Source organism: Pontixanthobacter aestiaquae (assembly GCF_009827455.1).
Classification (GTDB): domain Bacteria; phylum Pseudomonadota; class Alphaproteobacteria; order Sphingomonadales; family Sphingomonadaceae; genus Pontixanthobacter; species Pontixanthobacter aestiaquae.
Genome location: NZ_WTYZ01000001.1, coordinates 69,495 through 80,943 on the forward strand (window position 1 = coordinate 69,495; position 11,449 = coordinate 80,943).

The window sequence follows — 11,449 nt, forward strand, 5'->3', positions numbered from 1 at the left end:
GCTAGTGCTGGAGCCTGTCATGAAGCCAAATACGCGAGGCTTGCCATCTGCGTTTTACGGTAGCGACCGAGATGTCGAGGACGGTCGAAATATCAGTCAGCGACATTCCGCCAAAAAAGCGCATTTCGACAATATCAGCTCGCTGCGAATCAATTTCGCGTAATTCCCCCAGATGCAAATCTAAAGCCAGCAGTTCGATTGGCATCTGCCATTCGGCGATATTCGTCTGCAGCGTGACCTGCGTGTGATAGCGCTTATCGGCGTTACGGCGGCGCGCCTGATCAACCAGAATTTGCCGCATGATGCGCGAAGCCAGCGCCAAGATATGCGCGCGGCTATCGAATTCCATCCGTTTCAAGCGAGAGAGGCGGATCATCGCCTCGTTGATCAAATCACCGGTCGAAAGCGAGGAGCGCGACTCTTGAGACAGTTTTGCCACAGCGATAGCCTCCAATTCGCGGTGGATATCGCGAATAACGGAGTCTCCGGCACCTGCATTGCCGGATTGCCACTCAGCCATGAGCGCGCGGTGATCCAAGGGGCCTCCCGATTCGAAACTTTTCGAGAGTAGCCCCGGATCTGGGTTTTTTCCAACAGGTCACACGAAATACTGCAGCGCTTAGAGCAAATGGCATTCGGCAAAGGCCAGCAAATCCTCGACCCGTTGGCCAACCAGCTCGCGCTCTTTCAATTTTTGCGCAAGCCAGCGTCGGCGGTCGGACTCAGGTTTTTCGAGTGCCTGCTCAAGTATCTCCAACACTTCGCGTTCCGCGATGGGGTTGAGTTCGTCCATATCCGTGCTCCATCGAATGGCGCGCGATCAGAAGCGCCAGCCCAGAACCGCTGATGCGTTCACGGCTTCAACATCACCGCCAAACAGGGCATCCACTTGCGCGCCTAATGACAGCCCTGAACCCAGAACGATCCCGGCAGATGCTGATGTCAGCACACCCGAACCGTCCGACACCGGAGCCAGCACGGTGAACGGCGCGTTCGCACCATCAGCAAATGCTAGCCGCGCACCAACGGTGTTCGACGCACCTTCGACATATTGCGCGGAAAGATCGAATACCGCTTTGTTGCTCTGGAAGTTGACGAACGCGCCAGCGCCGAACCGGGACCGTCCGTCCGAGGCATCGGCAGAGGTCAGCGCGACACTGCCTGCACCCGTTTCGCTATCGAGCGACAAATCGCTGTCGACATGGATAAGCGACACGACCGGTCCGATCGCCCAATTCTCGCCTGCGCCAAATCCGTACCGCGCTTCGCCGGCAAACGAGAAGCTATCCACATCTGCATTGCCGACAGCCGTTCGGCTGAATGCATTAACGGACAGGGTGCGGGTCACGCTGGCATCGGTTTCGGCAAAGTCGGCTGCCGCAGTAGCGGTCACCCCTTTCCCGCCGCTGCCGTAGCGGACATGGCCAGCGAGATACCAAGTGTCGTAATCTGCTGTGCTCAAGCGGTCCGGTACATCCAGATTGCCATCGCGCCAACCCGTCGAGACGCCCGCCGCCCACGCATTGTCTTCGCCGACATAATCGATCCCGAAATCGAAGCCGAAATCGTTCTGGTTTACTGCGGCGCCATTGCCGTCACCATCGGTCGAACTGTCCGAAACGGCCAGCCCGCCCCAGATGCCCCAGCCGCTATTTGCAGCACTGCGCGCGCGCGCCAAAGTCTCGCGCGAACGGCGCAGGCCGTCATGACCCGCCTGCGACAAAAGTGAGGCGTAGATTTCGCCCGATGCCGTGTCGAAAGCGGTTAGTGCTTGCGGTGTGCTCGCAAAAATCAGCTGTTCGATCACATCATCAAGATCGCCGATCGCATTCGGTTCAAGCGTATCGAAACTTGCGCCGACCGCGCGCTGGTTTGGCGTCAGACCGAGCGATGCGAATGGCACCACCGGGCCTTGTCGCCCGGCATTGAGGATCGCGCGGTTCGCCTCGTAAGTTACCGACAGGTCGAGGAAGGGCAGGTCGGCATCAATGGTGCTGAACTCGCCTGTCAACGTACCTGCCGCATCGAGGATCAGGAACTGCGCCGAACGGTCGAAATCGCCCTCTGCCGTGAGCGAGGAGATTGCGAGCGTCGCGTCGCCAATTGTAATATCGCCATCAACGGTCACGCGGTCCGACACGAAGAAGCCTGCCGCTCCTGTATCAGCTGTCATCCCGTCAATATCGATCAGGAAGCGCGAACCATCACCGAAGATCAGATCGCTGCCAATAGCCGTGGTTTGGAATGGTCCGCCCCCTCCGGGCGAAATATCGCCCTCGAAGGTGATAGCATTGCCCACGCCAAGCAGAATGCTGTCGAGCGAATTGAACAGCCCGCCCGCGCGGATGAAGATCGCATTTGCGCCGCCGCCCATATCCACATTGCCGGTGAAAATGCCTTCGCTGTCGAGCAGATCGTCGCCGTCGCCGAAGATCACATCGCCGTCGATCGTGCCGAGATTGAGGATGGTCTGCCCATCGTCCACGCTTGCGAAGTTGAGCGCAAAGCCGTCAGCCGAAGTGATGCTGCCTGTTTCGGAGATTTGGAAGTCGTTGATGAGACTGTCGGAAACGATGCCGTGGGACCCAGCGCCCGAAACGTCGATCGCGCCGTCAACTGTGACCTGAGCGAAGCGGTTCGACCCCGGATCGTTGAAATTGGTATCTGAATCCGCATCGCCCCAGCCGCTGCCAATCACCACACCATGCGCGCCATCGCCTGTGGTGGTGACGGTCCGGGTGAGGAGCGTGAGAGTGATAGAGGCATTGTCCGCTACATCGAAAGCGGGCAGATCGCCAATCTGCATACCATGCGATCCGTCACCCTCGGTGGCAATCGAAAGCGGAGCCATCGTTAGGCTGAGCTGAGGTCGAGCGTCGTTTCCGGCGCTGTCGATGAAGGCGCCCTCAACTCCGCCAAACAGGATACCGATGGCATTGTCCCCCCGCGTCTGGATTGTGCTGTTGCCGGCCACGATATCGACGATACCGTCCTCGAGATCGCCGGTAATGGTGGCATATTCCACCCCATGCGAGCGCGCGCCAGAGGTCGCAATCACATTGTCTCCGATGAAGATCGTCGCATCGGTTACGAACTGATCGCCAAAATCATCCGGGGTGAGACCATCGACTAGCGAACCGATATAGATGCCCCGGCTATCATCGCCCGACGTTTCAACCGTTGAGAGATCGATGGAGATCGTGTGCGAGGCCTCCCGGCCAATCGCAGCCTGAGTACCGATGCTGATCGCATCGCTATTCGCTCCCGCGGTCGTGATCTGGTTGTCGCTCATTGAGATAACGGTAGTCGACTGATCTCCCGCCAGCGTCGCCACATCGATCCCGAGGCTGTTGTCACCCAGCGTACCGATCGTGCTGCCATTGATATCTAAGGCGGAAAGCGATGATGCCGCCGGACCGATATCGCTGAAAACGCTGCCTTCGTTAAAGGTGACCGCCGCGCTGTTTGCGCCCTCGGTGCTGAAATCACTCGAAGAGATCAGCAGCGAAGTTACGTTTCCGCCACCCAGCGCTTCGGCGAAATAGGCACGGCTGTTGTCGCCGCTTGTTGCAAAGCTGCTATTCAGCAAGTTTACAGTTCTGACGCTTCCGGCGAGCAAGGACCCCGCGAAGAACGCATCGCTATCCGCGCCGCTGGTTGTGATATCGACGGCGTCCAGGGTGAATGACCCGACACTAAATCCGCCTCCGTCCGGACTGTTTGCAATCCGTTCGAAGACAAATCCGTCAGAATTCTCCCCAGCGGTTGAAATACTGCTTTCGCCGAAAAAGAAGGTATGTGCAGATCCGCCAGCAGCTTCATCTCCCTCAATGATGATACCGCCGGAATTGCTGCCAATGCTGCTGAGCGTGCCCCCGATCATCACCATGCTGCCGACATTCGAGACTTCGCGGCCAGTTACGCGCAAAAGCGCGCTGTCATCACCTTCGCTGATCAAGTCAGAATCGGCGACGATGAAGGTAAAATCGGATGCACTGCCCGTATTCAACCGCAGGACGTCGCTGCCGTCGCCGGAGGTGCTGACAGCCGTGTCGAGCAGTTCTAGGCTCGCCGAGCTGGTGCTGCCCATATTGAGCAGGATCGCTGCTGCATCCGCGCCTGTGGTCGAAACCTCGCTGCGGCTGATCGCAGCGGTGAAGGTTCCGCGGTCGGGTGCATCGAAGCTGATCGCACGCGAACCGTCGCCGGTGGTCGAAACCACGCTCGGCGCGGCCAGATCGCTCGCGGTCAGGAACAGCACGCCGATGCTGTCCGAAACCCCGCCGCCCAGCGCCAGCGCATCGCTATTCCCGCCGCTGGTCGTCGCGGTGACATCGGTTAGCTGCGCCAGCACGAAAGTACCTTCGCCCGCCGCCCGTTCGCTCACGTTGAGCAGGGGCGCGTTGTCACCCATACTCGAAAGCGTGGTATCGCTGGCGAGCAACGCGAGCGCCTCAACCGCAGAGATCACCGCAGCATCGTCCTCGCCAGTCCGAATGATCGCGCCGTTCGATCCACCCACAGCCAGCGAGCCATCGGCGCTGATCGCTCCTGCGCCCATCATGGACTCCACGGTCGCGTTATCAACTTCCACCAGTGTATCAGCACCGGCCAGATCGACCGGATCGAAGGTCAGGGGATCGCTGCCCGATGCCCCGCCGCCCACCGCCGAAGGTGTCTGCATGCCGTCGCTATTGATATAGGTGGTGATCAGGTTCATCGCCCGATCCGCCTGCCGCGCCTTGGCGACCGTCGCCTGCGCGGTGATTTCGAGGGCCAGCGGGCTATCCGCATCCAGCCCCATCAGGTTAATCGCAAAGGCATCGCCCGTGCCACCTGAGACGGTCGCTTCGTTGTTGACCAGAATAGCTGTGCGGTCCTGATTGGTGATGCGGATCGCGTCGGAGTTTGCACCCGCGGCGGTGATATCCTCGCTGGCCCCGATGAGGACGATTGAGAAGACATCGCCATTGGTCGGTCGACCGTTGACCAGATTGGCAGGATCCCCGACCTGGACATTTTGCGCGCCGATAATTTCGAGGGCATGCGAATCTGCGCCTAACGTGGAAATCTCAACACCGTCGACCTGGATGCCAAAATCGGCATTAGTCGCTCCATTCAGATTGGAATTGACGAAGATGCCGCCGCTGCGGTCGCCCGAGGTCGAGACGGTCGAGTTGTCGATCGCGATGGAGTGCGAAGTTTGATCGAGTGGCCCAGCGACCGCCGAGCCAATTATGATCGCACCGCTATCATCGCCGTTCGAAGTGAAGTTGCTGTCACCTATTGTGAGCACGCCCGCCGAATCGTCCTGCACAAATCTTTCGATCTCGAACACGGTGCCCGTATCGCCCCGAGTCGACAGGACTGCGTTCAACAGGTTGACATTTATTGCGGAGTTCGGCCCTGCAATTCCGCCGATCAGCAGCGCATGGCCGTTGCCGTTATCCGATCCCGCGGCGGCTGTGTTGCTCATGTTGAAGGTGAGGGCGCTGCCTTGCCCGATGGCGGCGATGTTGATTGCGTCGGAAGACGGCCCGGGCGCAGCGATAACCGAGTTGGCGATGGTGAATTCCGCAGCCGAGTTCTCACCTAGCTGTTCGACCAGCACGCCATGGCTTTCAGTGCCGGCGGTCGTAAGGACCACGGTGTCCAATACCAGAAAAAGGTTGGAATTATCGGCCAGCGGTTCGATGACTATCCCGTTGGAATCGTCGCCGACTGAACCCAGAATCGTCTGATCGAAGGTCGCGCTGATTTGGGTTGGGCCACCCGCGCCGCCGAGCCGGACGATATCGGATTGATCGCTCAATGTGAGGAGCGCGCCAGCATTGTCGAACAGGTCGACCTCATCTGCTACCGCGAATATCGCCGTGCCCGCGCCCATAGTAATATCGCCGCTATTGGTGATCGTCACCGCACTGTCGCCATCGCCCGTGATATTCGCGTCGAGCGTACCCACCGCGACGCCGATGCCGACCGAGAGCGGGTTGGTCGAGGCACTCAGGTCGATATTGCCGCTATTGGTGATGGTGGCGGTGATGTCGTCCTCGGCCTCGGTCGCAACGCCGATGCCCGTCAGCGCGCCGCCATCGAGCGTGATGTCCCCGCTATTGGTGATGTCGAGCGTGTAATCGCCATCCGATGCCCCGGCGAGGGTCGAGACCAGAATGCCCGACAGGAAATCGCCTTGGCCCGTGATCGTGCCCTCGTTGCGTATATCCATTTCGCCTTGCTGCGCTTCCTGAAGCGCGAATATCCCGTAGCCTTCGCCCGCGCCCGAAGTGATGTCGATACGGCTGTTGGTCAGGACAAACAGATCGACCCTCGGTCCTCGCCCCTGTGCCAGGATGCCATAACTGCCCACGCCGTTCGTGGAGATGATGGTCTCGTCAGCAACTGTCGTGCCGTTGTTGATGGATAGCCGCGCAGGATTGGCCGCGTCGATGGATTCCACGAAACCGACGATGCCATGGGTTTGAGGGCCGGTCGCCAGCAGATCTCCCGAGTTGAAAATGACCGATCCGCCGACCGAATTGAAAGCGTTGCCGACCAGCGCCCCGGCGATCCCGTTGAAATCGGTATCGAACGATGCGGCGCCGGTTTCGACAGTCACGGTGGCCTCAAAATTTTGTATTCTGAAGCCGAAGCCGTCGGAAATCGCGAGTATGCCTGCCGTCACCGTGCTGCGTTCGCCGGTCCCATCCGAACGAACCGAGATGTTGCCGCCACCGGCCGGGAAACCGAAAACCTCTCCGTTCGCAACCGATGCGAAAGAGCCCCGCGCCTGGATTGCAATCGCGCTGTCTCCACTGGTGAAGGCGTCGATATCGCCCGCATTAGTCACAAAGGCTTCGCCCCCGCCTTGCGCGATCGCCTCGATCCCGAATGCGACGGAGCCATTGCCGTCGGCGGTGATGTCGGCGCCGGTCTCCAGTTGAAGATTGAATCCGTTCTGCGCGACCGAGATAATGCCCTGCGCCGCGCCGGGAATGCCCGGATCGTCGAACACATCGATGATCACGCCGTCCTCAATCAGGATATCGAGATCGCCATTGTCCTTGACCAGACCGATGCCGAAATAGCCCGGAGGCGCAATCGGCGCGTCGGGGTTACGGACCACGATGCGGTCGAAATCGGGGGTTGCTGGAGATGCAGTGATGCCGTCTTCCAGATCGCCCTCGCACACCGCGACCTGTTGGCCGTCGATCGTCACGATCGGACATTCGGGATCGACGCCCGGCACAACCTGCTGCGCCTCAGCCGCGCTCGATCCGAAAACCAGCGCGGTTCCCAACGCCGCTGCCGCCGAGCCAAGTTTCAGCGTATTGCGATAGGTCCCCGTCAGGTTGATCCATTGAGCACGATCCAGCATCCGTCATCCTCCAAATATTGGGCCGCACAAAGCGGTCCCTCATGTAAAGAGGCGCGAAGAAGTCCAAGAATGGCTCAAAAAATTTTGTCAGCGGTTTGAAGACCGCGGGATTTAGTTCACTCGCCAGTGTTTTCGGCAGGGAGGACAATGACGGGGTATGCTGTGTCTGCGACAAACAAATCGCTGGCCAGACTCTGGAGATCGCCGCCCGTAATGCTGCGATAAATCGCTTCTCGCTGGCGATGACGTGTCAATCCGAAGCTATCGGATTGGGCGTCGTTCAATACATTCATCCAGTATCCGTTGCTTTCCAGTGAGCTGGACAGATCTTCGATCAATGGCTGCACTGCCCGGTCTATTTCATCCGCAGTCACGCCATCATCGGCTATCTTTTGCCCGACTTCGAGCGTTGCCTGCAGCACTGTTTCTACCTGATCCGGGTCGGTAGTCACGTTGGCAAATACGTAGCCATAGCCCGGTGTTTGTGGGTTGGACTGGACGCCTACTCCCGGCGAGTATGTCGAGCCAAGCTCTTCACGCAGAACATCTGTCAAACGATTGCGCAGAATGCTTCGAAGCACTCTTAAGCGATAGTATGTTGGAGCGTCCGCTGCATTATTCGCTGGCCAGTATAGACGGACCACCGCTTGTTCTGCGTTACCGGCATGGGCGAGGTAGACCGGTGCGTCTGGGGCTTTCGGGAACGTAAGCGAACGTTCCGCAGTATAGTCAGGCTGGCTATCGGCACGCATAGGTAGCGCCCCGAACGTGCGCGCGCCTTCCGCGATAATGGTGTCCTTGCTGACGTCACCCACGACCGTAATTTCGATAAATCCGGATTCGAATTGTGGCTTCGCCCAAGCTCGAACATCTTCAAGCTGCGGCGACGTGAAAGTTTCCAGATCACCAAAGCCGTAGCGTGTGTCGCCCGAACGGATGAGACGCGGAACTTCCTTGTTGATTATCCCGCGCGGACTGGAATCATGCGTCGGATACCAAGCGCGCATACACGAACGATCGCTGAAGAAGTCTACACCGCGTGTTGGGCCGCTTCGGCAAGCTTGAAGGAAGTGGCCTTCTGCGCTGAACGACGCGGAAGGTAGAACAAGAAACGGATGCGGTCACACCGGACACGAGGCGCTCGACTGATCAAACGGGTCAAATGATGGTCGCAATGTCTGGGAAAGCCATTTTGTCGACTCCGCGCCCCATTGTTCTCAGGAAGGCCAAAGCTGAAACAAGCCAGTCGGTCTGGAGGCAAACAGATATGCCCGCCTGCCGCAGGTCGATCTCATCAAATACATGCTACCTAACAATATTTTTGTGCATGGACTACAGGAGGCTCCAAGTTCCAAAGACCACTTTGCGTCCTAAAGCCCGTCATACTCTTGCAAGTAACAACCAAGATCAGACATTCAGCGCACTGCGAGGGCCTTGGCTCGCACACAGCGCCGAGGAGCCGTGGATATCTCATCGGCAGCTCGTGCATGACGCTGAGGTAAAAAGTTTGTCTTACGGCTATATCCATAACACATTTATCTGAGGGCGGCGTTTGTACGAACGAAGGGTCGGGAGGGCCAAAAAACCTACTCCCAATTTGATCCAAATTTGTGGAGCCGTGATTTGCCTAGATGCATCAGGCCGAGTGTTCGATGGTTATGAAGCTTTGAATCTCCTTCGATTGTGGACCAAGCGTGATCGGGTTTTTAACGCCCGGCAGAACGGTTACGTCGAACAATTCACCGAGTGCTCCATCAAGCCGTAGCCATTGCACGACGTCACCAGTAGCGAGCGAAATGACCTGAATGCCACACCAGGCGTCGGCATCTTTTTGTTGAAGCCGGTCGTCGAGCGCCAGTCCTTCGAAGCGGCCATAGCGCGGCTTAGAAAGCCCAACGAACGCGTAGCCTCCGTGAAAGGACAAACCGCGCAGGAAACCTGGACAAAAAACAAACGGAACGAATTCGCTGTTCTCCGTGTCGACCCATCCCAGCTCTCCGGTTCCCGAATTGAGCACCCACAGCTTCCCATCATGCCAGCGCGGGGAGTGCGGCATGGAAAGGCCCTCGATCACAATCTCGTCAGTTTCTACATCGATAATAAGCCCGCCGTTGTCCCGGCGGTCTCGCCAACCATCGACCACGTCAGATTTGCACACTGCAGTGACATATTTGGGGACCCCATCGACCATCGCCAGACCATTTAAATGGCATCTGTCCTCTGGTGCGAGCTTTGTAATAAAAGGCGGCTTCCAGACTGGTTTGAAACTGTGTTTGAGACTGGGTTCGCACAAGCATGAATAGCGCGTGTTGACGAACACGACGGTGCCATTCTTGCGAATACCAACCTCGTGAAAATCAATCGCACCGAGCGTCTGCATATTACGCGGCACGTAAACCTTGTCGTGTTTTTCGTTTGCCAGCTGATCGGGCGCCAGAACATTTTCGAGGCGCACCAACTGCGTCAGTGTGCCCAGATAAATTCGTCGATGGTCGCCTGCCACGCCCATTGCCTGTGGGTATACCGCCTCGTGCAGCGCCAGCTTTCCGTTCGCCTGATGGCCAACCAGATATAGGCGCCCGCTCTGATAGGAGGTGAACGCGAGAGAGATGTTTTGCGCCGCAAGAAAAGGGGCAAGCCCGCCCGAAAAATTGATGTCGATCTTGCTCTCTGGCGCTTTTGTTTCGGTGGATTTTTCCGATTCGGCCTGAGGTTCCGGTTCTTTCTGTGCGGTTTCGACGATCGTCGCCTTGCTGTCCTGCAATTCCATCGGTGACCCCTTGATGCTCTTGAATATTGGCTATTGCGCGGCGAAGCGGGCAGCGCGCATTGTTAGCTCCGCCGACCATCCGCCCATGAGATTCGCGGACCCGATTACAAGTTAATCCTAGAATTGGCTATAACATTGAAAAACAGCTATTAAGCTGCCGGTCTCACAGACGGTCATCGAGAAAGGGGAACAATGCAGGCCAATGAGAAAATCGAGAGGACGCGTTTCAGCACCGAACACGTGAACTCTCAGAATCGGTTTGCAGCCTGGCGTGAAAGCGTAAGCGTCATCTACGATGTCGAGCCTTACGACAACAAAACGGAAGAGCGCTATTTTGCCCATATGGATAGCATGCTGCTTGATGATATAATCATAATGCATTGTCGGCTCGGAGCGCAGATATTCAACCGGTCCGCTGAGCGCGTTGCGCGAGATGGCGTGGACCATTACCAGTTGCATGTTTTTCGAACTGGATCGGCCGAAATGGAACTTGGCGGTCGCCACGTGTGTGCTGGTACGGGAACGTGGGTAATCCAGGACCATGCCGATACCACCCGTTCGGAGATGACAGATTACGAAGTCCTGAACATCTTTATCCCGCGCAGGCGGCTTGCGCCTCTTCTTCACACCCCGGATAGTATGCATGGAACGGTACTGGCGGCCGATGTGGGGGCAGGCCGGTTGCTGGCCGACTATGTTGTTTCACTCAACGCAATCGCCCACGACATCACCCGGGCGCAGGCCCCGGCTGCAGCTGAAGCGCTGACCCAGCTTGCCGCCCTGGCTCTCAATGGTGTCGTCTATGATACGGTCGACCCTCCGGCGCTGGCCAATCGCGCCCTGTTGCTGCGGGCGCAGGTGTATATCAAGGATCATCTCCATCTACCCAACCTTTCGCCTGACAGTATTGCCGGCGCGCTAGGACTTTCGCGGGCACGATTATACCGGATCTTTGCGCCTTGCGGCGGAATTGCCGACTATATTCGCGAAATCCGGCTGCGGCGCTGTTACACCGATCTTATCTCTGCGCGGCATGACCATATCCACATTTCGCAAATTGCATATCGCTGGGGTTTCAAGGATGCGAGCCATTTCTCGAAGCTGTTCCGTAGCCGGTTCGGGGTACAGCCAAACGAGCTTCGCGGCGAGGTAAGGGCCGGCATGGGAGGAGCTTCCGTCCTGCAAGGGCTCGCGGGCGTAGATGCTACTTATTCGTCGTGGATCGCCAATCTGGGATAGGTCGGCGAAACCAGCGGATAATCCTGCGATTCAAATACTTACCGAGACGGATATACCAGCCTGAG

6 protein-coding genes are annotated in these 11,449 nt (G+C 57.9%); 1 reads left to right on the plus strand and 5 read right to left on the minus strand.

Translation table 11 applies throughout. From position 1 onward, the window contains the following. Nucleotide 1: 1 nt before the first annotated feature. The 5 genes from GRI35_RS00275 to GRI35_RS00295 form a co-directional block, all read right to left on the minus strand. Nucleotides 2-520, minus strand: a complete 519-nt coding sequence (locus GRI35_RS00275) for an ECF-type sigma factor (RefSeq protein WP_160612171.1) — start codon at nt 518-520, stop codon at nt 2-4. Nucleotides 521-619: 99 nt separating this feature from the next. Continuing rightward, entirely contained in the window at nt 620-793 is a 174-nt protein-coding gene (locus GRI35_RS00280) for a hypothetical protein (protein WP_160612172.1), read from the minus strand. A 27-nt stretch (nt 794-820) separates the two neighbouring features. After that, nucleotides 821-7,375 (minus strand): autotransporter domain-containing protein, encoded by a 6,555-nt coding sequence (locus GRI35_RS00285; protein WP_160612173.1) that lies wholly within the window; start codon nt 7,373-7,375, stop codon nt 821-823. Nucleotides 7,376-7,491: 116 nt separating this feature from the next. Continuing rightward, complete coding sequence (locus GRI35_RS00290; protein WP_160612174.1) at nt 7,492-8,382, minus strand: M16 family metallopeptidase; 891 nt, start codon at nt 8,380-8,382, stop codon at nt 7,492-7,494. A 629-nt stretch (nt 8,383-9,011) separates the two neighbouring features. Then, on the minus strand, nt 9,012-10,145 hold the full coding sequence (locus GRI35_RS00295) for a TIGR03032 family protein (RefSeq protein WP_160612175.1): 1,134 nt from the start codon (nt 10,143-10,145) through the stop codon (nt 9,012-9,014). A gap of 240 nt (nt 10,146-10,385) precedes the next feature. Between GRI35_RS00295 and GRI35_RS13760 the strand changes: the two genes are divergently transcribed. Further along, on the plus strand, nt 10,386-11,384 hold the full coding sequence (locus GRI35_RS13760) for an AraC-like ligand-binding domain-containing protein (RefSeq protein ID WP_290258991.1): 999 nt from the start codon (nt 10,386-10,388) through the stop codon (nt 11,382-11,384). Nucleotides 11,385-11,449 lie beyond the last annotated feature (65 nt).

Excerpts from the sequence above, each read along its gene's own strand:
- GRI35_RS00275 (WP_160612171.1), bottom strand. The coding sequence starts at position 520 with ATGGCTGAGTGGCAATCCGGCAATGCAGGTGCCGGAGACTCCGTTATT.
- GRI35_RS00280 (WP_160612172.1), bottom strand. The coding sequence starts at position 793 with ATGGACGAACTCAACCCCATCGCGGAACGCGAAGTGTTGGAGATACTT.
- GRI35_RS00285 (WP_160612173.1), bottom strand. The coding sequence starts at position 7,375 with ATGCTGGATCGTGCTCAATGGATCAACCTGACGGGGACCTATCGCAAT.
- GRI35_RS00290 (WP_160612174.1), bottom strand. The coding sequence starts at position 8,382 with ATGCGCGCTTGGTATCCGACGCATGATTCCAGTCCGCGCGGGATAATC.
- GRI35_RS00295 (WP_160612175.1), bottom strand. The coding sequence starts at position 10,145 with ATGGAATTGCAGGACAGCAAGGCGACGATCGTCGAAACCGCACAGAAA.